The sequence below is a fragment of the Pantoea sp. EKM101V genome (genome assembly GCF_011800325.1).
In the GTDB taxonomy this organism is placed as follows: domain Bacteria; phylum Pseudomonadota; class Gammaproteobacteria; order Enterobacterales; family Enterobacteriaceae; genus Pantoea; species Pantoea anthophila.
On record NZ_JAALFP010000001.1, the window covers coordinates 106,529 to 129,552 of the forward strand.

A 23,024-nucleotide genomic window follows, 5' to 3' on the forward strand; every position below is an offset into this window, starting at 1 on the left:
ATTGGACTTAAAATCGCTCTTTTTTGCTCAAAAAATGACCACTCGATAAGCAATGGTAAAGGGTTGCTGAAGAAATTTGCCTTAAAAGTGTGATCTGCGTCACACTTTATCTAAAATTTCTCCTGGCTGTCGTTGTAACCCGAAATCAGACGATATAGATTTGCGTTGTTTTCGGAATAGTCCTAAAAAAAGTAAGAAGGCGTCACGGAAGATGTCCGGAACTCGAAAATAAAATGGCATGGATTTTCGACCTTCGGTGGGTCTGAAACTCACAAAAAACAGAAGGCGAAAAACAGTGACATCAAATTTATGTGAAATTTTTTTGCCATCTTTTGATTTATCAAACAGCAGCTCGAACCGCAGATCTTATTCTGCGATACAGTTACGTCGCATCTCTCAGGATGGAAAATAATGGGCACCTCTGAAGTACTGAAACATATTTACGATCTCAACTTGTCTTATTTACTGCTTGCGCAGCGTTTAATTAACCAGGATAAAGCTTCTGCAATGTTTCGCCTCGGCATTGACGAAAAAATGGCGAATGCATTATCAGAATTAACATTGCCTGAAATGGTAAAAATGGCGGAAACCAATCAGCTGGTTTGCCAGTTTCGTTTTACCGACAGCAGCACGATTAATCGCCTGACGCAGGAATCCCGCGTGGATGATTTACAGCAGATTCATACCGGCATTTTATTATCCAGCCGTTTACTGCGTAATGCGTCTAAAGAAGATCTGCCTGCTAAAAAGAGAGCAATGTCATGAGTGAGAAAAGTATTGTTCAGGAAGCGCGTGACATTCAGCTCGCAATGGAGTTGATTTCGTTAGGTGCACGCTTACAGATGTTAGAGAGCGAAACCCAGCTGAGCCGGGGTCGCCTGATCAAGCTCTATAAAGAACTGCGTGGCAGCCCGCCGCCAAAAGGCATGCTGCCGTTCTCCACGGACTGGTTCATGACCTGGGAGCAGAACATCCACGCTTCCATGTTCTGTAACGCCTGGAAATTTTTGCTGAAAACCGGCCTGTGCAGTGGCGTCGATGCCGTCATCAAAGCCTACCGGTTATACCTTGAGCAGTGTCCGCAATCGGACGAGGGCCCGCTGTTGGCGCTGACCCGCGCCTGGACCCTGGTCCGATTTGTTGAAAGTGGCATGCTGGAACTGGCTGACTGCAAATGCTGCAATGGCAGCTTTATTAACCATGCACATCAGCCGGTTGGCAGCTTTACCTGCAGCCTGTGCCAGCCACCATCACGTGCCGTAAAAAGACGTAAACTTTCTGCAGAATCTGCCGATATGTTTCCACAACTGCTGGATGAACAGGTTAAACACGCCGTTTAAGTTTGTTCGCACTGTGGAAGCCATCCAGCAGCGGTTAATACCGCTGCTTTTTTTTTGCTTCCGGTTTGAGAATAACGCCTGCGGCTCTCTGGCTTAACTTCCACCAACACGTTACGGACGTAAGGATTTTTTGTGCTGATAATTATAGGTTACCTGGTTGTTTTAGGCTCCGTGTTGGGCGGATATGCACTGGTCGGTGGCCATCTGGGCGCGCTTTATCAGCCAGCCGAATTATTAATGATCGGCGGCGCGGGTGCCGGTGCTTTTTTAGTCGGCAACAACGGCAAGTCGATTAAAAAGACCATGAAAGCGCTGCCGCTGTTATTTCGCGGCTCAAAGTACAACAAAGCGGTTTACATGGATCTGATGGCGCTGCTTTATCGTCTGATGGCCAAATCGCGTCAGCAGGGCATGTTATCGCTGGAACGCGATATCGAAGATCCCAGCCAGAGTGAAATTTTTGCTAATTATCCCCGCATTCTTGCCGATAAACAGTTAGTCGATTTCATTACTGACTATCTGCGTCTGATGGTCAGCGGCAACATGAACGCCTTTGAAATTGAAGCGTTGATGGATGAAGAAATTGAGACTTACGAACATGAGTGTGACGTACCAGCCCAGAGTATAGCGGCGGTGGGTGACGGACTGCCGGCATTCGGTATCGTGGCAGCGGTCATGGGCGTGGTGCACGCACTGGCGTCGGCCGACCGTCCGGCGGCGGAACTGGGTGCACTGGTGGCTCATGCGATGGTGGGAACCTTCCTGGGCATTTTGCTGGCCTACGGATTTATCTCTCCGCTGTCATCCGTTCTGCGTCAGAAGTGTGCGGAAACCACCAAGATGATGCAGTGCATCAAGGTGACGCTGCTGTCGAGCCTGAACGGTTATGCCCCGCAGATTGCGGTGGAGTTTGGTCGTAAGACGCTCTATTCCGCCGAGCGCCCGTCGTTCAGCGAACTGGAAGAGCATGTGCGTAACGCTAAGAACCCGGCTAAACAGACTTCGGACGAGGCTTCATGAAACACGGCAATCGCCCAATTGTGCTGATCAAAAAGCGCAAACATAAAGGCCATGAAGGCAGCCACGGTTCGTGGAAGATTGCCTACGCCGACTTTATGACGGCGATGATGGCCTTTTTTATGGTGATGTGGCTGCTGTCGATCGCAAACCCGCAGCAGCTGGTGCAGATAGCAGACTACTTTAAAACGCCACTGAAAGTGGCGATCACCGGCGGGCAGCGCAGCAGCGACAGCGAAAGCCCGATCCCCGGCGGCGGGGATGATCCGACGAAAAAGATCGGCGAAGTGAACAAAAAGGTTGATATGGATGCGCAGAAACGTCAGCTGGATGAGATCCGTCTCAACCGGCTGCGGGAGAAGCTCGATCAGATGATTGAGGCCGATCCGCGTCTGAAAACGCTGCGTCCGCATCTGATTATTAACATGGTGGAAGAGGGGCTGCGTATTCAGATTATCGACAGCCAGAATCGCCCGATGTTTAAGACCGGCAGTGCCGAGGTGGAGCCTTATATGCGCGACATTCTGCGTGCGATAGCGCCGATCCTCAATGACATCCCGAACCGCATCAGCCTGGCCGGACATACCGATGACTTCCAGTATGCCGGCGGCGACAAAGGCTACAGCAACTGGGAACTCTCGACCGACCGCGCTAACGCCTCCCGCCGTGAACTGGTGATGGGTGGCCTGGACAGTGGCAAAGTTTTGCGGGTGTTGGGTATGGCCGACACCATGCGCCTGAAAAATCGCGGCGGGAATGATGCAGTGAACCGCCGCATCAGCCTGCTGGTGTTGAACCATGACACCGAAGCGGCAATAGAAAAAGAGAACGCAGAAAGTGATGCCGTCCAGATCAGCGATCCGGCGGCCATTGAAAAAATTACCGCACCGCCAGCACCCCAGGGCAGCGCGGTGAATACAGCAGCCCCCTCACAGCCGAGGTGATTCCCGTGAGTATGGACATCAGCGATTTTTACCAGACGTTTTTTGATGAAGCCGATGAGCTATTAGCGGATATGGAACAACACCTGCTGGGCCTTGACCCGCAGGAACCAGATTCTGAACAGCTCAACGCCATCTTCCGTGCCGCTCACTCCATTAAGGGTGGGGCCGGAACCTTTGGTTTTACGGTATTACAGGAAACGACTCACATCCTGGAAAACATTCTGGATGGTGCTCGTCGCGGCGAGATGCAGCTCAGCACCGACATCATCAACCTGTTTTTGGAAACCAAAGATATTATGCAGGAACAGCTCGATGCATATAAAACCGCGCAGGAGCCGAACGCGGAAAGCTTCAAATACATCTGTGAAGCACTGCGCCAGCTGGCGCTGGAGGCTAAAGGTCTGCCGGCAGAACTGCCGGTCAGCGTGGTGCCTGTCAGTGAAGAACCTGTCAGCACCAGCACCAGTGGCCTGCGTGTTCAGCTGATCGACCTCAAAGAGAAAGAAGTCGATCTGATGCTTGAAGAAATGGGCAATCTCGGCACCCTGACCAACGTGCAGAAAGGCAGCACCACGCTGGATGTCTGCATCGATGGTGTGGGCAAAGATGACATCGTGGCGGTGCTCTGCTTCGTCATCGACGAAGCACAGATCCGCTTCCCGGAGGCGGACGACGCCGTTGCCGCACCGGTGGCGGCGGTTGCCGCGCCCGTGGTGGAAGAAGTCCACACGGCCAGTGTCACCGAACTGCCGGTGGCACCAGCGAAGCGTGAAAGCAAGCGCGCCGCGGCCCCGGCCAAATCAAGCGAATCCACCAGTATCCGCGTGGCGGTAGAGAAGGTTGATCAGCTGATCAACCTGGTGGGCGAGCTGGTGATCACCCAGTCCATGCTGGCGCAGCGTTCCGGCGAGCTGGACCCGGTCGCGCATGGCGACCTGCTGAACAGCATGGGTCAGCTGGAGCGTAATGCCCGCGATCTGCAGGAATCGGTGATGTCGATTCGTATGATGCCAATGGAATATGTCTTCAGCCGCTTCCCGCGTCTGGTGCGTGACCTGGCCAGCAAGCTCGGTAAAGAGGTTGAACTGACCCTGCTGGGCAGCTCGACCGAACTCGATAAGAGCCTGATTGAACGCATCATCGACCCGTTAACGCACCTGGTGCGTAACAGCCTGGACCACGGTATCGAAACGCCTGAGAAACGCGTGGCGGCTGGCAAGGTTGCGACCGGTAACCTGACGCTCTCCGCGGAACATCAGGGCGGCAACATCTGTATCGAAGTCTCCGACGATGGTGCCGGCCTTAACCGTGAACGTATTCTGGCTAAAGCGCTCTCATCCGGCCTGCCGGTCAGCGAGAACATGAGTGATGAAGAGGTCGGCATGCTGATCTTCGCGCCAGGCTTCTCCACCGCAGAGCAGGTGACGGATGTTTCCGGACGCGGCGTCGGTATGGACGTGGTGAAACGAAACATTCAGGAGATGGGCGGTCACGTCGAAATCGCCTCGAAGCAGGGCAAAGGCACCACCATTCGCATCCTGCTGCCTCTGACGCTGGCCATCCTCGACGGCATGTCCGTTCGTGTGGCCGACGAAGTCTTCATTCTGCCGCTGAATGCGGTGATGGAGTCGCTGCAACCGCGCGCCGAAGAGCTGAAGCCGCTGGCGGGTGGCGAGTGCGTACTGGAAGTGCGTGGCGAATATCTGCCGCTGGTTGAACTGTGGAACGTCTTTGATGTGCAGGGCGCGAAAACGGAAGCCACGCAGGGCATCGTCGTGATCCTGCAGAGCGCGGGCAAACGCTATGCGCTGCTGGTCGATCAGCTGATTGGTCAGCATCAGGTGGTGGTGAAGAACCTGGAGAGCAACTATCGCAAGGTACCGGGCATCTCTGCCGCGACCATTCTGGGTGACGGTAGCGTCGCGCTGATTGTCGATGTCTCCGCCCTGCAATCTCTGAACCGTGAAAAACGTGTGGCCGGCGCTGCCGCCTGATTGAAAACGAAAAGGTAAATAACATGAATGGAATGGCAACCGTGACAAAAATTGCTGGCGAAACCGTAGGTCAGGAGTTCCTGGTTTTCACGCTGGGCGACGAAGAGTACGGCATCGATATCCTTAAAGTGCAGGAGATCCGCGGTTACGATCAGGTTACCCGTATCGCAAACACCCCTGACTTTATCCGTGGTGTAACCAACCTGCGCGGCGTTATCGTGCCGATCATCGATCTGCGCGTGAAGTTTGCACAGCCCGATGTGGAGTACAATGACAACACCGTGGTCATCGTGCTGAATCTGGAAAACCGCGTGGTCGGCATTGTGGTTGACGGCGTCTCTGATGTGCTGTCGCTGACCCAGGATCAGATCCGTCCTTCCCCGGAGTTCGCGGTCACCATGTCTACCGAATACCTGACCGGTCTGGGTGCGCTCGGCGAGCGTATGCTGATTCTGGTCGACATCGAGAAGCTGCTGAGCAGCGACGAGATGGCGCTGGTCGATAACCTGCGCGCGTAAGGTGTTTATCACGGGCCGGTCTTAACCGGCCCGTGATCCTTCATGCCTGACCTCATTCCCGTTTATTCAGATATCTCCCCCGACACCTGCGCTGATTTCCCGCCTTACTCTGCTGATACGTCAGCGGTCATCCTGATCTGGCTGGCCTTCAAGGATTCATCAGGCTGAACGCCTGCGTTGCCACCTCTCTATCGCTGAAGCACACCGGGAGTCGGGTGTGCGATGACTCTGATACGATTTTCACCCTTGTCAGTCAGACGCACTGGCATTGCGTCTGATTCTGCGCTGTCCATCCTGCGAGGCGGGGCGCACCCTTTGTGCTTTTTCTGACTAAAGTCAAACTGATAGCCCCGCGCTGATAAAAATAATTACAAAAGCCATTTTCGGTCTTCAAGTGCCGAAAAGCGTTAATTAATCCCGTAATCACGCCGATATAGCCGCTGCACCTTAATCAACCTGCAGGGGAACGAGATGTTAAAAAAAATAAAAGTGGTGACCAGTTTAATCGCCGTACTGGTTATCTTTGGCACGCTCCAGTTAATTTCTGGCAGCCTTTTCTGGTCCGCTCTGAATAATGACAAAGCGGCTTTTGCACTGTCGCAGGTCTCTAACCGCAACGTCACCTCGATGACGGATGCCTATATCTCTCTGAACAACAGCCGCACCACACTGAACCGCGCCATGCTGCGGTTGCAGACCAGCATGGCGGCGCAGATGAACGGCGGTCAGCTGGATGATCTGATGAACCGCGCTAACAGTCAGTTAGCGGAAGCCGATCGTCACTTCAAAATCTACTACGATCTGCCTGCCACGCCGGGCCTGGAAGTGGCGCTGCGTGACAGACTCGAAGCGGATTATGCGCAATATGAAAAAGGGCTGAAGGGGATGGTGGCGAGCCTGCAGGCCCGCGATCTGGAAGGGATGTTCAAACAGAACATCGAGCAGAAGCAGGTTGCCATGCAGGAGAGTTACAGCGCATGGCGTGAACGTCAGACTGAGCTTTCCGATCAGGGCATGGCGCAGAACCAGCGTGCCTTCACCCAGATGATGTGGCTGCTGGGCGCGATTGGTATTACGGTCATTGCCGTGATCGTCGCCTGCTGGTTTGGCCTGCGTCAGGTGCTGATTCAGCCGCTGCACCAGCTGCTGACCCAGATTCGTGCTATCGCGTCTGGCGATCTGACACAGCCGATTGTGGTTGAAGGCCGCAACGAGATGAGCCAGCTGGCCGCAGGCATCCATGAGATGCAGCAGTCACTGGTGATGACGGTCGGCAATGTGCGCGACGGCTCTGATGCCATCTTTACCGGCGCCAGCGAAATCGCGGCCGGTAACAACGATCTGTCGGCCCGCACCGAAGAGCAGGCCGCCTCGCTGGAGCAGACCGCAGCCAGCATGGAACAGCTGACCGCCACCGTGAAGCAGAATGCGGACAACGCCCGCCAGGCCTCTCAGCTGGCGCTGACCGCCTCGGAAACCGCGCAGCAGGGCGGAAAAGTGGTCGATGGTGTCGTCAGCACCATGAAAGAGATCGCGGGCAGCTCGAAGAAAATTGCTGACATCATCAGCGTTATCGATGGCATCGCCTTCCAGACGAACATCCTGGCGCTGAACGCCGCCGTGGAAGCGGCGCGAGCCGGTGAACAGGGTCGCGGTTTTGCGGTCGTGGCCGGTGAAGTCCGCAGCCTGGCGCAGCGCAGCGCACAGGCCGCCAAAGAGATTAAAGGCCTGATCGAAGATTCCGTGTCGCGCGTCAACAGTGGTTCACTGCAGGTGGAAAGCGCCGGCAGCACCATGAGCGAGATCGTCGGGGCGGTCACCCGCGTCACCGACATCATGGGCGAAATCGCCTCAGCATCGGATGAGCAGAGCCGCGGTATTGAGCAGGTCGGACAGGCGGTAACCGAGATGGATCGCGTCACGCAGCAGAACGCCTCGCTGGTTGAGGAGTCGGCTGCCGCCGCCGCCGCACTGGAGCAGCAGGCCAGCGTACTGATGCAGGCGGTCTCCGTTTTCAAAATCTCCCGCGCCTGATTTTCCTTCCTTTGACTCTGGTGACGGCGTAAAGCCGTCGCCATCCATAAAGTTCCCTCACGTTGCGCCGATAAACAAAACGAATCGCAACCAATGAGGTGTTTATGTTTAGTCGAGTACGCGTTGTTTCCGGCCTGCTGTGTGTGCTGGCGCTGTTTGCGCTGCTGCAGCTGTTTTCCGGCGGAATGTTCTTCAAAACTGTCAGTTCAGATAAAGATAACTTTGCCTACAACCAGCGTCTGAATACGCTGCAGCAGGCTATGGGCACCTCATGGGTTTCGCTTGTTCAGGCGCGCAACACCCTCAACCGCGCCGGTATTCGTTTTCTGCAGGATGCGCAGATGGCGGGATCGGGTGCCAGCGTGAAAGAGCTGGTGGCACTGGCGGGTGAAGAGCTGAAACAGGCGGAAATCAACTATCAGATCTTCAACGATAACCTGTCGGAGAAGGGCAAAACGGCCGAAAACGTCCTGGCACTGCAGGCGAACTACAAGGCCTATCACGATGCGCTGGCGGAGCTGATGGTCTTCTTCACCACCGGCAACTTCAAAGGCTTTGTCGATCAGCCCACCCAGAGCTATCAGGACAAGTTCCAGAAAGATTACACCGCCTGGCTTGAGTACAACCAGGTCCTGGCGAAGCAGGGTGTCGAAGCTAACCAGCAGGCCTATACCCGTTCTATCACCATCGTGGTGGCCACGCTGGCGGTCACGCTGCTGATGATTATCCTGGTCTGGAATGTGATGCGCTCGGTGCTGATCCGTCCGCTGCGTCAGAGCATGGAACATATCCAGCACATTGCACGTGGCGATCTGACTCAGCCGATAGAGATTAGCGTGCGAAACGAAATCGGTGAGTTACTGACCTCTCTGCAGCACATGCAGCAGGAGCTGGTACGTACCGTACGTACCGTGCGTGATGGCTCTGACGCCATCTACACCGGTGCCAGCGAAATCGCTATCGGCAACAACGATCTCTCTTCGCGTACGGAAGAGCAGGCGGCCTCTCTGGAGCAGACCGCGGCCAGTATGGAGCAGCTGACGGCCACCGTGAAGCAGAACGCCGAAAACGCCCGTCAGGCGTCCAAGCTGGCGCTGACCGCCTCGGAAACCGCGCAGCAGGGCGGCAAAGTGGTGGATGGCGTGGTCACCACCATGAAAGAGATTGCGGGCAGCTCGAAGAAAATTGCCGATATCACCAGCGTCATCGACGGTATCGCCTTCCAGACCAACATTCTGGCGCTGAACGCGGCGGTTGAAGCCGCCCGTGCGGGTGAACAGGGGCGCGGTTTTGCCGTGGTGGCCGGTGAAGTGCGCAGCCTGGCGCAGCGCAGCGCCCAGGCCGCAAGAGAGATCAAGGGCCTGATTGAAGATTCCGTGAGTCGCGTGAATACCGGCTCGGTGCTGGTAGAAAGCGCCGGTGACACCATGAGCAACATCGTCAGCGCGGTAACCCGCGTGACCGACATCATGGGTGAAATCGCCTCTGCGTCAGACGAGCAGAGCCGCGGTATCGACCAGGTTGGCCTGGCGGTCACCGAGATGGATCGCGTGACCCAGCAGAACGCCTCACTGGTCGAAGAGTCAGCGGCAGCCGCTGCGGCGCTCGAAGATCAGGCAAGTCACTTAAAACAGGCGGTTTCAGTGTTCAATATTGGTAAAGAATTTGTCGCTCAGGCCGTTAACAAGACAACGGCGACAAAAACCCTACAGCTTGATGCGCCGTTAGCCGTTGGCCGTCAGTCTGCTGCGCGCAGTGACGACAACTGGGAAACCTTTTAATCGCCCGTCGTCCGGCCGCCGTTTCGCGGCCGGACATCGCAGCAGAGTTAATGTATTCAGTTCGGGCCAGGTGCAGAGATGAAAAAATCGACGATATTAGATCAAAATGAGACGACAACGCTGCTGTCACAGATGGTGCAGCGCCTGCCGCTCTCCGATGCGCATTTTCGCCGTATCAGCCAGCTGATCTATCAGCGTGCCGGTATCGTACTGGCCGATCACAAGCGTGAGATGGTTTACAACCGTCTGGTTCGTCGTCTGCGCACGCTGAACATCGACGATTTTGGTCGCTACCTGGCGCTGCTGGAGTCCGACCCGAACAGTGCCGAGTGGCAGGCGTTTATTAACGCCCTGACGACTAACCTGACCGCGTTCTTCCGTGAAGCGCATCACTTCCCGATTCTGGCGGAGCATGCACGTAAGCGTCAGGGCAACTTCAGCGTCTGGAGCACCGCGGCGTCAACCGGCGAAGAACCCTATTCGATCGCCATGACGCTGGCCGAAACGCTGGGGACCGGACCCGGCAAATTTCAGGTTCACGCCAGCGATATCGACACCCAGGTACTGGAAAAAGCGGTTTCCGGCGTCTATCGCCAGGAGGAGCTGCGCACGCTGTCACCGGCGCAGATGCAGCGCTTCTTCCTGCGCGGAACCGGGCCGCATGCGGGCATGGTGCGGGCGCGCCCTGAGCTCAGTGGCCTGGTCACGTTCGCCCAGCTTAACCTGCTGGCTAACGAGTGGGCGCTACCGGGGCCGTTTGACGCCATATTCTGTCGCAATGTGATGATCTATTTCGATAAAGAGACGCAGGAGAAGATTCTGCGTCGGTTTGTCCCGCTGCTGAAGCCGGGCGGCATTCTGTTCGCCGGTCACTCAGAGAATTTCAGTCAGATCAGTAAAGAGTTCTGGCTGCGCGGACAAACCGTCTATGGACTGACGAAGGAAAGATGATGAGCAAAATCACCGTGATGTGCGTAGATGACTCTGCGCTGATGCGGCAACTGATGACGGAAATCATCAACAGTCATCCGGATATGGAGATGGTCGCTACGGCGCCGGATCCGCTGGTCGCCCGCGATTTGATTAAGCAGTTCAATCCGCAGGTGCTGACGCTGGATGTGGAAATGCCGCGCATGGATGGCCTCGATTTCCTGGAAAAACTGATGCGGTTACGCCCGATGCCGGTCGTGATGGTCTCCTCGCTGACCGGAAAAGGCTCCGAGATTACGCTGCGGGCGCTGGAACTGGGGGCGGTCGACTTCGTCACCAAGCCTCAGCTCGGCATCCGCGAAGGGATGCTGGCTTACAGCCAGATGATTGGCGACAAGATCCGCGCCGCGGCCCGTGCCCGTCTGCATAACCGCGCCGCGATGCCGGCCCCGGTGACGCTGAAAGCAGGGCCGCTGCTGAGTAGTGAGAAACTGATTGCGATTGGCTCCTCTACCGGCGGCACCGAGGCGATCCGTCATGTGCTGCAGCCGTTACCGGCGACCAGCCCGGCATTGCTGATTACCCAGCACATGCCGCCAGGCTTTACCCGCTCCTTTGCCGAGCGTCTGAACAAGCTGTGTCAGATCACGGTGAAAGAGGCGGAAGATGGCGAGCGTATTCTGCCGGGTCACGCCTATATCGCGCCAGGCGCGATGCATATGGAGCTGGCCCGAAGCGGTGCCAACTATGTTGTGAAGCTCAATGACGGCCCGCCGGTTAACCGGCACAAACCGTCGGTGGATGTGCTGTTCAAATCGGTGGCGATCAACGCCGGACGAAATGCGGTGGGGGTGATCCTCACCGGCATGGGCAACGACGGCGCCGCCGGGATGCTGGAGATGAACCGGGCGGGAGCCTGGACCATCGCCCAGAGCGAGGCCAGCTGTGTGGTATTTGGCATGCCGCGTGAGGCAATTGCCACAGGCGGTGTGAATGAAGTCGTGGATTTAAGCAACATCAGCCAGCACATGCTGGCGAAAATTAGCGCCGGACAGGCATTGCGTATTTAACAGGCCCGTCCTGCCGGGCGAGACAACTCAGGAGTAGATATGGCTGATAAAAACATGCGCTTTTTGGTAGTAGACGACTTCAATACGATGCGTCGTATTGTCCGTAACCTGCTGAAAGAGCTGGGCTTCAATAACGTAGAAGAAGCAGAAGATGGTGTGGATGCCCTTGGCAAACTGAAAGCAGGCGGTTTTGACTTCGTCATTTCTGACTGGAACATGCCAAACATGGATGGCCTGCAGCTGCTGCAGACCATTCGTGCCGACGCGGCGATGAGCACGCTGCCGGTGTTGATGGTGACCGCAGAAGCGAAGAAAGAGAACATTATCGCTGCTGCTCAGGCAGGCGCCAGCGGATATGTGGTGAAGCCTTTCACCGCCGCTACCCTGGAAGAGAAGCTGGGTAAAATTTTTGAAAAACTGGGCATGTAAGGAGATGTGATGAGCGACCTTCCGAAACCAACTATGGATGCCTCGGCACACGACATCATCAGTCGCATCGGGTCTCTGACCCGCATGCTGCGCGACAGCCTGCGCGAGCTGGGGCTGGATAAAGCCATCGCCGATGCCGCTGAAGCCATTCCTGATGCCCGCGACCGTCTGGATTACGTGGTGCAGATGACGGCGCAGGCCGCCGACCGTGCGCTGAACTGTGTTGAAGCAGCTCAGCCACATCAGGATAAAATGGAAGCCGGGGCAACTCAGCTGAAAGGGCGTTGGGATGAGTGGTTTGAGAACCCGATTGAACTGGGTGATGCGCGGGAGTTGGTGACGGATACGCGCGCATTCCTCGACGCTGTGCCAGAGCATACCTCCTTCACCAACAAACAGCTGCTGGCCATCATGATGGCGCAGGATTTCCAGGATCTGACCGGTCAGGTGATCAAGCGCATGATGGATGTGATCCAGGAGATTGAGCGCCAGCTGTTGATGGTGCTGCTGGAGAACATGCCGGAAGTCAGCGCAGAGAAGCGCCAGGAGGGCACCAGCCTGCTGAACGGGCCGCAGATCCACGCCGATGCACCGGGCGTGGTGGCGAACCAGGATCAGGTTGATGACCTGCTGGACAGCTTAGGGTTCTGACCCGATGTTGTCCGCCTGCGGGCGGGCAACAGCGCTGTACTCCCCTGAAACAGGGTCACCCTCCGGTGGCCCCGTTCCCCATTGCCAGATTCATCCCCGAAAGAACGCCCTTTTTCCCCATCTTATCTCCGCTTTGACTTAAGCCAGATTTGGCATCCTATGCTCAGAATTCCTGCCAGCTGAGGTTTGTCGTGGCTGAAGAAAGCGACGAAGACAAAACAGAATCGCCCACGGCCCACCGACTTGAGAAAGCGCGTGAAGAGGGCCAGATTCCGCGTTCGCGCGAACTGACGTCATTACTGATGCTGCTGGCCGGCATCATGATCCTGTGGGTAGGCGGCAACATGATGGCGCACCGGCTGGCCGCGATGGTGGCCACCGGCCTCCGCTTTGATCATGGCATGGTCAGAGATGACAAAATCATTGTCAGCCACATCGGCGGACTGATCACCCAGGCGCTGATGGCGCTGCTGCCCCTGATGGGCGGGCTGGTGCTGGTGGCGATTGCCGCCCCCATGCTGCTGGGCGGTATCGTGTTCAGCGGCAAATCGATCAAGTTCGACCTGAAAAAACTGAGTCCGATGGCCGGTTTTAAGCGGATGTTTGCCGCTCAGGCCTGGACCGAACTGTTTAAAGGCGTGCTCAAAACCATTCTCGTCGGTGCCGTGGGCTGGTGGTACATCTGGAGCCACTGGCCGGAGATGCTGCGGCTGATCAGCGAAGCCCCGATTAACGCGCTGATCCACGGCATGGAGATGATCGCCGTCTGCTGTTCGCTGGTGATGCTGGGGCTGGTGCCGATGGTGGGGTATGACGTCTTCTGGCAGCTCTACAGCCACTTCAAAAAGCTGAAGATGTCGATGCAGGAGATCCGCGACGAGCATAAGCAGCAGGAGGGTGACCCGCACGTTAAGGGGCGTATCCGCCAGCAGATGCGTGCCGCCGCGCGCCGCCGCATGATGGCGGATGTGCCGAAAGCAGACGTTATCGTCACCAACCCGACACACTACTCGGTGGCGCTGCAGTACAACGAGAAGAAGATGAGTGCGCCAAAAGTCGTCGCCAAAGGCGCAGGCGAGATAGCCCTGAGAATCCGCGAACTGGGCGCGGAGCACCGCATCCCGGTTCTGGAAGCACCGCCGCTGGCGCGTGCTTTGTATCGACACACTGAGATTGGTCAGCACATCCCCGGCGCGCTTTATGCTGCCGTGGCAGAGGTACTGGCATGGGTCTGGCAGTCACGCCGCTGGAAGCGTGAAGGCGGCCTGATCCCAGCCAAACCAAAAAACCTGCCGGTTCCGGCAGAGATGGACTTTGCAGGAGAGAGCAAAAACGATGGCTAACAACCTGGCCGCAAAACTACGTTTACCGGGCAACTTTAAAGAGATGCAGTGGCAGGTGCTGGCAGGTCCGGTGCTAATCCTGATGATCCTGTCGATGATGGTGCTGCCTTTACCGCCATTCATCCTCGATCTGCTGTTTACCTTTAACATTGCGCTGTCAATCATGATCCTGCTGGTGTCGATGTTCACCCAGCGGACCCTGGAGTTTGCGGCATTCCCGACCATCCTGCTCTTCTCTACGCTGCTGCGCCTGGCGCTCAACGTCGCGTCGACCCGTATCATCCTGATGGAAGGACACACGGGGGCCGCGGCGGCGGGGCAGGTGGTGGAAGCGTTCGGCCACTTCCTGGTGGGCGGAAACTTCGCCATCGGTATTGTGGTGTTTATCATCCTCGTCATCATCAACTTCATGGTTATCACCAAGGGTGCCGGGCGTATCGCGGAAGTTGGCGCGCGCTTTGTGCTGGACGGGATGCCCGGTAAGCAGATGGCAATCGATGCCGACCTCAACGCCGGTCTGATTGGCGAAGATGAGGCCAAGCGTCGCCGTGCGGAAGTGACCCAGGAAGCGGACTTTTATGGCTCGATGGACGGTGCCAGTAAGTTCGTTCGCGGGGATGCCATCGCAGGCATCATGATCATGGTGATTAACGTCATCGGCGGCCTGCTGGTCGGCGTGGTGCAGCACGGTATGGATGTGGGTCATGCCGCAGAAACCTATACCCTGCTGACCATCGGTGATGGTCTGGTCGCTCAGATCCCGGCGCTGGTTATCTCCACCGCGGCCGGTGTTATCGTTACGCGCGTCGCCACCGATCAGGATGTGGGCGAGCAGATGGTCACCCAGCTGTTCAAAGATCCGCGCGTGCTGATGCTCAGCGCCGGGGTGATCGGTCTGCTGGGCCTGGTGCCGGGCATGCCTAACTTTGTCTTCCTGCTGTTTACCGCGGCCTTACTGGGTCTGGCCTGGTGGCTGCGTGGCCGCGAAATGCAGCCGAAGAAGAAAGTGGACAGTGCAGGCAGCATCAGTAACAAAGCGGCGGCGGACACGCCTGCCGCCACGGAAGCCTCCTGGACCGATGTGCAGCTGGAAGACACGCTGGGCATGGAAGTAGGCTACCGCCTGATTCCGATGGTCGATCATCAGCAAAATGGCGAGCTGCTGGGGCGTATCCGCAGTATCCGTAAGAAGGTCGCTCAGGATGTGGGTTTTCTGCCGCCGGTCGTGCACATTCGCGACAATATGGAGCTGCCGCCTGCACGCTACCGCATTCTGATGAAAGGGGTGGAGATTGGCAGCGGGGATGCGTACCCTGGCCGCTGGATGGCGATCAACCCAGGCACGGCGGCTGGCTCGCTGCCGGGTGAAGCCACGGTCGATCCCGCCTTTGGCCTGGCGGCGGTCTGGATTGACAGCGCGCTGAAAGAGCAGGCGCAGATTCAGGGCTTTACCGTAGTGGAAGCCAGTACCGTCGTCGCGACCCACCTGAATCACCTGATTGGTCAGTACGCCAGCGAGCTGTTTGGTCGTCAGGAAGCGCAGCAGTTGCTGGATCGGGTGACGCAGGAGATGCCGAAGCTGACCGAAGATCTGGTGCCGGGTGTAATCACGCTGACGACGCTGCATAAAGTGTTGCAGAACCTGCTGGTTGAGCGGGTGTCGATTCGCGATATGCGAACCATCATTGAAACACTGGCGGAGCATGCGCCAGTGCAGAGCGATCCGCAGGAGCTGACCAGCGTCGTTCGTGTGGCGCTGGGCCGTGCGATTACCCAGCAGTGGTTCCCGGGTAATGATGAGGTGCAGGTAATCGGACTGGACTCGACGCTGGAACGGCTGTTGCTGCAGGCCCTGCAGGGTGGCGGCGGGCTGGAGCCGGGGCTGGCCGATCGGCTGTTAAGCCAGGCACAGGCGGCGTTGCAGCGTCAGGAGATGCTGGGCGCACCACCGGTGCTGCTGGTTAATCATCCGCTGCGTGCGCTGCTGGCGCGTTTCCTGCGCCGCAACCTGCCACAGCTGGTCGTAATCTCAAATCTGGAGCTGAGCGACAACCGCCAGATCCGTATGACCGCCACCATCGGAGGCAAATAATGCGCTGGCCAATCGCTCTGTTGCTGCTGCCGCTGATGGCACAGGCGGCCGGCGGGGCCTGGAGTGGCAGTGCCAGCGGGCCACCGCTGGCAAACCGGGGCAGCTGGATGCGGTCGCAGCCGCTAACGCCCCCCACCGGTGTGGGCGGTGAGGTCAGCGTAATCAGCTGGCGTTATGAGCTGAGCCGGCCGGCGCCTTCCGGTCTGGAGGTGCGGCTCTGCGGCGTGCAGCGCTGCGCAACGCTGGAGGGGGCCAGCGGGGTGACGCGCGGGCTGGCCCATCTGAGTGCCGATGAACCGCTGCATATGGTGTTTGGTTTTGCCGGCAGCGGGGCGCTGCCGCCAGGTTTGCGGGTGGTCAGCAGCGAAGTGATGGTCAACTACGAGTAGGGCTACGGCCGCGAGTCAGACTGCGGCTGAATAATCCGAAAGTCCTTATTTTCAGCACTTGCGCACCGTTGCACAGTGCGCAAGTGCTAATCGGGGTCAGCCATTTACCCCCTTCATTCCCTCCTCAGAGTAGCGGCCACCTTTGACTTCGATCTGCTGATGCAGGCCATTCAGCAGCCGGACATCGGCCTCTTCCAGTTCAATCTCTGCGGCCCCGGCATTTTCATGAAGCCAGACGAGCTGCTTCGTGCCTGGGATCGGCACCACTTTTTCATACTGAGCCAGTAACCACGCCAGCGCAATCTGCCCGCTGGTGGCGTGATATTTCTCAGCCAGCGGCGCGATCGCGTTAAGAAGGCTGAGATTGTGGTCGAGATTTTGTTGCTGGAAGCGGTCATTATTTTTGCGGAAGTCGCCTTCAGTAAAATCGCTGTTGTTACGGTATTTACCGGTAAGAAAACCTCTGCCCAGCGGCGAGTAGGGCACCAGTCCGATGCCGAGCTGTTTCACCATTGGCAGGATCGCCGCCTCAATGTCCCGCGTCCAGAGTGAATACTCCGTCTGTAATGCCGCCAGAGGATGCACGGCATGCGCCCGCTTCAGCGTGGCGGCGGAGGCTTCGCACAATCCAATCTGTGCAATCTTGCCCTGCTGCACCAGACTGCTGAGGCACGCCATGCTCTCCTCAATCGGTGTCGCCGGACTGATACGATGCAGATAGAACAGGTCGATGCGCTCAACGCCCAGCCGTTTCAGCGACGCGTGGCAGCTGCGGATAATGTAGTCCGGCTCATTATTGATGGTGCGGGCATAGGCCTCATCCGCTGGCCGGGCGATGCCACATTTGGTGGCGACGGTAAATGTCTGCCGGTCGGCCGGGCTCAGCCCGGCAAGAAACTGACCGATCAACTGCTCGTTGTGGCCGCGGCCATAGAGATCGGCGGTGTCGATAAAGGTGATGCCGGTTTCGCGTAGCTGGTTAAGCAGCTGCAGTGAGTAGCGGTCGTCGGTCTGACCATAAAATTCGCTCAGCCCCATTGCGCCATAACCGATCGCGCTGACCTCCATCCCCTGAGATAACGTACGTGTTTTCATTGTCTCTCCTCGTGAGTGAGCCGCCATTATTTCACTCACGCCGATAGCCATGAATTGCTATTCCGGCAATGCCATTAAGGTATCAGTCAGGTGAATAAATAAGCGGAGAAGCTGCGGCGGAAATTATTAATTGCACATTGGAAAAGGGCGGGGGTGGGTAATTAACGCTTCGTTCTGAGGGCGGCGTAAATATATTTTCTCCGATGAAGTGCGGCTATTTTTTAACGGAATGGGTTAGCTTTGAGAGGATATTTTTTCCAGCGCTGCGAGAACCGCCTCGTTTTTTTCATCGGCACGGATAGCGGCATACACATCAATGGCCAGGTGCCGGGCTGCGCGTTCGCTCAGCGGCCGGTAGCAGAGTCCGGCCTGATTAAAGGTACATTTTGACCGGGGCATCAGGGCGAAACCCTTGCCTCTGGCGATATGGGACAGCATCAGCAGTGAATCTTCCGGCTCCCGCTGCCGTTTCAGCGTCACGCGAAGCGTGGCGAAGTAGCGCTCACATTTGTCGTAGAACAGCGGATTGGCACTGCGCGCGAACCAGAACAGGGGCAGGTCAGCCACGGCCTCAGGCGAAACCTGTTCCGCCCGTGCGGCAGGATGAGAGGCGGGCAGGACGACCAGCAGCGGCTCGCGGTAAACCCAGGCGTAGTGGACGGCCTCATCAGCCTCCGCGCCTTTTTCTCCGGTGAGGATTAAATCGAGCGTGTTACGGGCCAGGTTCTGCAGCAGCTGCGCGGAGGTCAGGCTGGGCATCTCCATCTCTTCACTGGCATGAAGTGCAATGAGCTGCTGGTTAAGCGGCGTGATAGCTTCAAAGTTCAGCGTTCGGGTTACGCCGATACGCAGGCGCGACGCAACAGGGCCCGCATCCTGGGTTAAGGCTTCGAGGGCGATGAGGATCGCTTCCGCTTTAGCAACCAGGGCCTGCCCGGCTTCGGTGAGCGTCACCTCATGGGGCGTCCGGCTGAAGAGGGGCTGCCCCAGCAGATCTTCCAGACTCTGAATCTGGCGGGTCAGGGGAGGCTGCGTCATTCTGAGGCGTTCAGCGGCCCGGCGAAAGTTAAGCTCATGCGCGACCGCCAGAAAGCATTGCAACTGCCTGACTGCAGGGAGGTGACTGCTGATGAGATGCGCTGCTACAGCCATGAGGTCGTTCTGCCACTCAGAGAAGGGGGAATAAGGCAGGAGCGGTCAGCGAAGGAGAGGGAAGGCCCTCTCCGTCGCGACGATTACATGCGCTCGACGGTGTCGATGCCCAGCGTATCCAGACCCTGCTTCAGCGTCTTCGCGGTCAGCGCAGCCAGCTGCAGCCGGCTCAGGCGGGTTGACTCTGATTCTGCCGTCAGGATCGGGCAGTGCTCGTAGAAGCCGGAGAAAAGACCGGCCAGATCGTAGAGATAGGCACACATCACATGGGGAGTGCCGTCACGGGCAACCTGAGTGATGATCTCTTCGAACTGCAGCAGGCGGGTCGCCAACTGGGCTTCGCGCTCTTCGCTGATGACAATCTCTGCATCCAGCGAATCGGCATCAATACCCGCCTTGCGGAACACCGAGAGTACGCGGGTGTAGGCATACTGCATGTAGGGCGCCGTGTTACCCTCGAAGGCCAGCATGTTGTCCCAGTCGAAGATGTAGTCGGTGGTGCGGCTCTTTGAAAGGTCAGCATATTTCACCGCGCTGATCCCGACCACTTCCGCCAGCGTTTTGACTTCCGCTTCGCTCATCTCCGGGTTCTTCTCGCGCACCAGCGTGTAAGCACGCTGATAAGCTTCATCCAGAAGGTCGGAAAGCTTGATGGTGCCACCGCTGCGGGTTTTGAACGGACGGCCATCTTTGCCCAGCATCATGCCAAAGGCATGGTGTTCGAGCGGCACCGACTCCGGAACATAACCGGCTTTACGCACGATAGTCCAGGCCTGCACCAGGTGCTGATGCTGACGGGAGTCAATGTAGTAAAGAACACGGTCAGCTTTCAGGGTCTCATAACGATATTTCGCACAGGCGATATCGGTCGTGGTGTAGAGGTAGCCACCATCCTTCTTCTGGATGATGACGCCCATCGGCTCACCTTCTTTGTTCTGGAACTCATCCAGGAACACCACGGTCGCGCCTTCACTCTCGACGGCTAACCCTTTCTGCTTCAGGTCAGCCACGATGCCAGGCAGCATATCGTTGTAAAGACTCTCACCCATCACATCGTCGCGGGTCAGGGTGACGTTCATGCGGTCATAAATCTTCTGGTTCTGACTCATCGTGATGTCGACCAGCTTCTTCCACATCTCACGGCAGTAAGGATCGCCACCCTGTAATTTCACCACGTAGCTGCGTGCGCGCTCGGCAAACTCAGGATCTTCGTCATAGGTGCGCTTGGCTTCACGGTAGAAGGCTTCGAGATCGGCCAGCGCCATCTCTGCGTGGTTCTCGTTCTGCTGCTTTTCCAGGAACGCGATCAGCATGCCGAACTGAGTGCCCCAGTCGCCGACGTGGTTCGCACGGATCACCTGATGGCCGAGAAACTCCAGCGTACGAACGGCGGCATCACCAATGATGGTGGAACGGACGTGGCCCACGTGCATCTCTTTGGCGACGTTAGGCGCAGAGTAGTCGACTACGATCGTCTGAGGCTCAGCCAGCTGCACGCCCAGACGCGGCAGACTCAGGGCTTCACGGGCATGCTTCGCCAGCCAGGCGTGGTCAAGGAAAATATTGATGAAGCCCGGTCCGGCGATTTCGACTTTGCTGGCGATGCCGGTCAGGTCGAGATGCTGGATCACCGCTTCCGCTAATTGTCGCGGAGCCTGTCCCAGCTTTTTCGCCACGGCCATAATACCGTTGGCCTGATAGTCTCCAAACTGGACCCTGGCGGACTGACGAACCTGCGGTTCGCAATCGGCGGGTGCGCCGGCTAAAACCATTGCCTGACTGACTTTTGCGGAAAGAAGTGCCTGAATATTCACCGAGTTACCTTCATAAGCTGAACAACGCCCGAGCCTGCTAAGCCGGACTGTCATCATCTTGCCTGACAGCATCGCGTCACGGACGGGCAGAAACGGATGAGGCAGACAAAACGGAAAAAAATGAGGGGGAAAGTATACGTGAAATGTCAGTGTGCGTCAGTAGCTGGATGAAGCGGGGAAACAGAGCCAGAGAAGATGTTTCCCGGAGGCATTAACGACGTCTCAGATGACGGCGGGGGTTCTTAACGCTTTTGTCTTCACGCACCTTCCAGTGGCGGGAAATTGCAAATCCCATCAGTGCGATCAGGACAGCGACAACGATGAGCATAGACATAGAGCCATTCCTTTTGGTTGTGTTAGGACAAATTTATAGGAAGGCAGGGAGAGCTGCAATTGATCGTCGCCGAAATGAGAGTTATCTTATTGTATTAAAGAACTCTAATTAAATCACTTGCTTAATATGCATTCATCAAGGAACTCATGGTCCTAAACAGGAGATAAATCCGAAATGAAAGATGTTATTATGCGGTTTTGCGTTAAATTTCCGGTCAAATAAGATGAATCTTATCATTTAATACGCTTAACTCCCGGCGCACAATAAAGCAGACTGGTCATAAATGTTAAATAAAGAGAGAGGAATGAGGGTTGTGAAGCATACTTTTCCGGCAGAATTGGATGATTTAAAGTCAGATTTAGAGCGTTTTGAAGAATCGTTGCAAAACTTTGCGCAGCGCCTGGGTTTGTCTCTTTGCGATCACGAAATCGACCATATCGCGGTGCGCTGTCATCAGGACACCACGGCGGCACGCTGGCAGAAGGGTCTGCAGCAGATAGGCACTGAATTTTCCTCCGCCGTCATCAATGGGCGACCAATTTGTCTGTTTAAGCTCGATCAACCCTTCACCGTGGCAGGGTGTCAGATTGATGTGGTGGAACTGCCGTGGCCGGGTGAAAAGCGCTATCGCCATGAAGGCTGGGAACACGTTGAGGTCGTGTTACGCGGCGATCCTGAGTCGCTGGGCATGCGCGCAATGGCCTTACTCTCTGACGCGGCACTGACGCAGCCGGGCATCTCGTTTAAAACCAGCGCGCCGAAGGGAGAGAATGAGCGTCTGCCCAATCCGACGCTGGCGGTGACGGATGGACAGACGACAATCAAGTTTCATCCGTGGCGACTGGAAGAGATTGTCGCCAGCGAGCAGAACTAAATCCGGGCGGCGACCGCGCGTTTCAGGCGGGCGACCGCCTCGTCAAGCAGCGCGCGCGTGCAGCCGAAATTGAGCCGGACAAACTGGTCATTGCCAAATTCCCGGCCTGCGGTTAAGCCCAGACCGTGTTTTTCGAAGTAGAGCGCCGGGCTGGCGACGCCCAGTTCGCTGGCGTCGATCCAGGCCAGGTAGGTTGCTTCCGGCGCGGCGAGTGACAGGCCGGTCATTTTATTGACCTGCGACACCAGCCAGTCGCGGTTGCTGCGCAGGTAGAGGTTCTGCGCGTCCAGCCAGGATTCACCCTCGCGCCACGCCGCCGCCGCTGCCGTAATCGCCAGAATATCGACGTCAGGCACAATGCCGCGCCGCAACCGCGTAAAGCGCGCGCGCAGTTCGGGATTCGGAATAATGGCGATGGATGCGCCAAGCCCGGCAATATTAAAGGTTTTGGACGGCGACATCAGGGTTACACTGCGCTGCGCGGCGTCTTCGCTCAGGCTGGCAAACGGGATGTGCTGAACACCCGGCTCCAGCAGCAGATCGCTGTGGATCTCGTCAGAGCAGACAATCAAATCGTGCTTCTGCGCAAAGGCGAGCTGCGCCAGCAGTTCATCCCGACGATAGACGGTGCCGCCCGGATTCTGCGGATTGCAGAGCATTAACAGCCGCTCGCTGCCCGTCATCTCACCCTCGGCTGCCGTCAGATCCAGCAGCCAGCGTCCCGCGTTCAGGGTCAGCGGCAGATTCAGCTGAGCACGCTCCGCCAGCTTTGACGCCCCGCGAAACGGGGGATAAATCGGGGTCGGCGCTATCGTGCGTTCGTCTGAGGCCGTAAAGGCACGGACAGCCAGGTTCAGCCCGCTCACCACGCCGGGCAGTACCACAATCCACTCCGGATTTACGTGCCACTGATAGCGTGAGGCAAGCCAGGCGATCGCGCTGTCGATAAACTCAACGGGCGTGTCGCCGTAACCAAAAATCCCATGTTCGGCACGGGCTTTTATCGCGTTGATGATGCAATCCGGCGATCGGAAATCGGTATCCGCGACCCACAACGGCAGAATGTCCTGGTCCGCATATTTGTTCCATTTGAGACTATCGCTGTGACGGCGGTCTATCCGTTGGTCGAAATTGAATGTCATAGTTAACTTTCCCGGTAAACTCATTCCAGCAGCCAGACTAACTGATGAATCTGCCTTGAACCAGAGTCATGTAAAGGAGAA

The 23,024-nt window shown here is 57.0% G+C and carries 21 protein-coding genes; 16 read left to right on the forward strand and 5 right to left on the reverse strand.

From position 1 onward, the window contains the following. The first annotated feature begins 411 nt into the window (after positions 1-411). The 15 genes from flhD to HFD92_RS00645 all read left to right on the forward strand — a co-directional run bounded on the left by flhD (position 412) and on the right by HFD92_RS00645 (position 16,532). Entirely contained in the window at positions 412-765 is a 354-nt protein-coding gene (gene flhD / locus HFD92_RS00575) for a flagellar transcriptional regulator FlhD (RefSeq protein WP_009089661.1), read from the forward strand. Then, positions 762-1,340, forward strand: a complete 579-nt coding sequence (gene flhC, locus HFD92_RS00580; RefSeq protein WP_009089663.1) for a flagellar transcriptional regulator FlhC — start codon at positions 762-764, stop codon at positions 1,338-1,340. Before flhD ends, flhC begins: the two co-directional genes overlap by 4 nt. A 132-nt stretch (positions 1,341-1,472) precedes the next feature. Further along, complete coding sequence (gene motA, locus HFD92_RS00585) at positions 1,473-2,360, forward strand: flagellar motor stator protein MotA (RefSeq protein ID WP_009089665.1); 888 nt, start codon at positions 1,473-1,475, stop codon at positions 2,358-2,360. Beyond that, the gene (motB, locus tag HFD92_RS00590; protein ID WP_009089667.1) at positions 2,357-3,301 is read left to right on the forward strand and encodes a flagellar motor protein MotB; all 945 of its coding nucleotides are present in this window, start codon (positions 2,357-2,359) and stop codon (positions 3,299-3,301) included. The genes motA and motB overlap by 4 nt, the downstream gene beginning before the upstream one ends. An 11-nt stretch (positions 3,302-3,312) precedes the next feature. After that, positions 3,313-5,295, forward strand: a complete 1,983-nt coding sequence (gene cheA, locus HFD92_RS00595) for a chemotaxis protein CheA (protein WP_185185185.1) — start codon at positions 3,313-3,315, stop codon at positions 5,293-5,295. 23 nt (positions 5,296-5,318) lie between these two features. Then, on the forward strand, positions 5,319-5,813 hold the full coding sequence (gene cheW / locus HFD92_RS00600) for a chemotaxis protein CheW (RefSeq protein WP_009089670.1): 495 nt from the start codon (positions 5,319-5,321) through the stop codon (positions 5,811-5,813). 471 nt (positions 5,814-6,284) lie between these two features. After that, entirely contained in the window at positions 6,285-7,847 is a 1,563-nt protein-coding gene (locus tag HFD92_RS00605) for a methyl-accepting chemotaxis protein (RefSeq protein ID WP_167428094.1), read from the forward strand. Between the two features lie 104 nt (positions 7,848-7,951). Then, positions 7,952-9,628, forward strand: a complete 1,677-nt coding sequence (locus HFD92_RS00610; protein WP_046102009.1) for a methyl-accepting chemotaxis protein — start codon at positions 7,952-7,954, stop codon at positions 9,626-9,628. A gap of 78 nt (positions 9,629-9,706) precedes the next feature. After that, positions 9,707-10,579 (forward strand): protein-glutamate O-methyltransferase CheR, encoded by an 873-nt coding sequence (cheR, locus tag HFD92_RS00615; RefSeq protein WP_009089677.1) that lies wholly within the window; start codon positions 9,707-9,709, stop codon positions 10,577-10,579. Then, positions 10,579-11,628 (forward strand): chemotaxis response regulator protein-glutamate methylesterase, encoded by a 1,050-nt coding sequence (locus tag HFD92_RS00620; protein ID WP_009089678.1) that lies wholly within the window; start codon positions 10,579-10,581, stop codon positions 11,626-11,628. Before cheR ends, HFD92_RS00620 begins: the two co-directional genes overlap by 1 nt. Before the next feature lie 39 nt (positions 11,629-11,667). Continuing rightward, positions 11,668-12,057, forward strand: a complete 390-nt coding sequence (gene cheY, locus HFD92_RS00625) for a chemotaxis response regulator CheY (protein ID WP_003849158.1) — start codon at positions 11,668-11,670, stop codon at positions 12,055-12,057. Positions 12,058-12,066: 9 nt separating this feature from the next. Next, positions 12,067-12,708, forward strand: a complete 642-nt coding sequence (gene cheZ / locus HFD92_RS00630) for a protein phosphatase CheZ (protein WP_009089682.1) — start codon at positions 12,067-12,069, stop codon at positions 12,706-12,708. A 191-nt stretch (positions 12,709-12,899) separates the two neighbouring features. After that, the gene (gene flhB / locus HFD92_RS00635; RefSeq protein WP_046102008.1) at positions 12,900-14,051 is read left to right on the forward strand and encodes a flagellar biosynthesis protein FlhB; all 1,152 of its coding nucleotides are present in this window, start codon (positions 12,900-12,902) and stop codon (positions 14,049-14,051) included. Beyond that, the gene (gene flhA, locus HFD92_RS00640) at positions 14,044-16,143 is read left to right on the forward strand and encodes a flagellar biosynthesis protein FlhA (protein WP_111207741.1); all 2,100 of its coding nucleotides are present in this window, start codon (positions 14,044-14,046) and stop codon (positions 16,141-16,143) included. The genes flhB and flhA overlap by 8 nt, the downstream gene beginning before the upstream one ends. Further along, entirely contained in the window at positions 16,143-16,532 is a 390-nt protein-coding gene (locus tag HFD92_RS00645; RefSeq protein WP_167428095.1) for a flagellar protein FlhE, read from the forward strand. Before flhA ends, HFD92_RS00645 begins: the two co-directional genes overlap by 1 nt. A gap of 96 nt (positions 16,533-16,628) precedes the next feature. On the opposite strand, the gene HFD92_RS00650 is transcribed toward HFD92_RS00645, so the two are convergent. The 4 genes from HFD92_RS00650 to HFD92_RS21715 form a co-directional block, all read right to left on the reverse strand. Continuing rightward, on the reverse strand, positions 16,629-17,627 hold the full coding sequence (locus tag HFD92_RS00650) for an aldo/keto reductase (RefSeq protein WP_167428096.1): 999 nt from the start codon (positions 17,625-17,627) through the stop codon (positions 16,629-16,631). Between the two features lie 234 nt (positions 17,628-17,861). Continuing rightward, a complete protein-coding gene (locus HFD92_RS00655) occupies positions 17,862-18,779 on the reverse strand; it encodes a LysR substrate-binding domain-containing protein (protein ID WP_167428097.1) in 918 nt (305 codons plus the stop codon). Positions 18,780-18,862: 83 nt separating this feature from the next. Beyond that, positions 18,863-20,593, reverse strand: coding sequence for an arginine--tRNA ligase (gene argS, locus HFD92_RS00660; RefSeq protein ID WP_111207745.1), 1,731 nt, complete (start codon positions 20,591-20,593; stop codon positions 18,863-18,865). A 211-nt stretch (positions 20,594-20,804) separates the two neighbouring features. After that, positions 20,805-20,927, reverse strand: coding sequence for a hypothetical protein (locus tag HFD92_RS21715; RefSeq protein ID WP_009089698.1), 123 nt, complete (start codon positions 20,925-20,927; stop codon positions 20,805-20,807). Between the two features lie 313 nt (positions 20,928-21,240). On the opposite strand from HFD92_RS21715, the gene HFD92_RS00665 reads away from it, so the two are divergent. Continuing rightward, entirely contained in the window at positions 21,241-21,801 is a 561-nt protein-coding gene (locus HFD92_RS00665; RefSeq protein WP_111207746.1) for a VOC family protein, read from the forward strand. Here the strand turns inward: HFD92_RS00665 and HFD92_RS00670 are convergent. Continuing rightward, positions 21,798-22,943 (reverse strand): MalY/PatB family protein, encoded by a 1,146-nt coding sequence (locus HFD92_RS00670; RefSeq protein ID WP_111207747.1) that lies wholly within the window; start codon positions 22,941-22,943, stop codon positions 21,798-21,800. The genes HFD92_RS00665 and HFD92_RS00670 overlap by 4 nt on opposite strands. Positions 22,944-23,024 lie beyond the last annotated feature (81 nt).

Coding starts and splice junctions, on each gene's coding strand:
- HFD92_RS00610 (WP_046102009.1), top strand. CDS start 7,952: ATGTTTAGTCGAGTACGCGTTGTTTCCGGCCTGCTGTGTGTGCTGGCG.
- cheA (WP_185185185.1), top strand. CDS start 3,313: ATGGACATCAGCGATTTTTACCAGACGTTTTTTGATGAAGCCGATGAG.
- HFD92_RS21715 (WP_009089698.1), bottom strand. CDS start 20,927: ATGTCTATGCTCATCGTTGTCGCTGTCCTGATCGCACTGATGGGATTT.
- motB (WP_009089667.1), top strand. CDS start 2,357: ATGAAACACGGCAATCGCCCAATTGTGCTGATCAAAAAGCGCAAACAT.
- flhA (WP_111207741.1), top strand. CDS start 14,044: ATGGCTAACAACCTGGCCGCAAAACTACGTTTACCGGGCAACTTTAAA.
- flhC (WP_009089663.1), top strand. CDS start 762: ATGAGTGAGAAAAGTATTGTTCAGGAAGCGCGTGACATTCAGCTCGCA.
- HFD92_RS00645 (WP_167428095.1), top strand. CDS start 16,143: ATGCGCTGGCCAATCGCTCTGTTGCTGCTGCCGCTGATGGCACAGGCG.
- cheY (WP_003849158.1), top strand. CDS start 11,668: ATGGCTGATAAAAACATGCGCTTTTTGGTAGTAGACGACTTCAATACG.
- cheZ (WP_009089682.1), top strand. CDS start 12,067: ATGAGCGACCTTCCGAAACCAACTATGGATGCCTCGGCACACGACATC.
- flhD (WP_009089661.1), top strand. CDS start 412: ATGGGCACCTCTGAAGTACTGAAACATATTTACGATCTCAACTTGTCT.
- HFD92_RS00605 (WP_167428094.1), top strand. CDS start 6,285: ATGTTAAAAAAAATAAAAGTGGTGACCAGTTTAATCGCCGTACTGGTT.
- HFD92_RS00650 (WP_167428096.1), bottom strand. CDS start 17,627: ATGAAAACACGTACGTTATCTCAGGGGATGGAGGTCAGCGCGATCGGT.
- cheR (WP_009089677.1), top strand. CDS start 9,707: ATGAAAAAATCGACGATATTAGATCAAAATGAGACGACAACGCTGCTG.
- HFD92_RS00655 (WP_167428097.1), bottom strand. CDS start 18,779: ATGGCTGTAGCAGCGCATCTCATCAGCAGTCACCTCCCTGCAGTCAGG.
- HFD92_RS00670 (WP_111207747.1), bottom strand. CDS start 22,943: ATGACATTCAATTTCGACCAACGGATAGACCGCCGTCACAGCGATAGT.
- cheW (WP_009089670.1), top strand. CDS start 5,319: ATGAATGGAATGGCAACCGTGACAAAAATTGCTGGCGAAACCGTAGGT.
- HFD92_RS00620 (WP_009089678.1), top strand. CDS start 10,579: ATGAGCAAAATCACCGTGATGTGCGTAGATGACTCTGCGCTGATGCGG.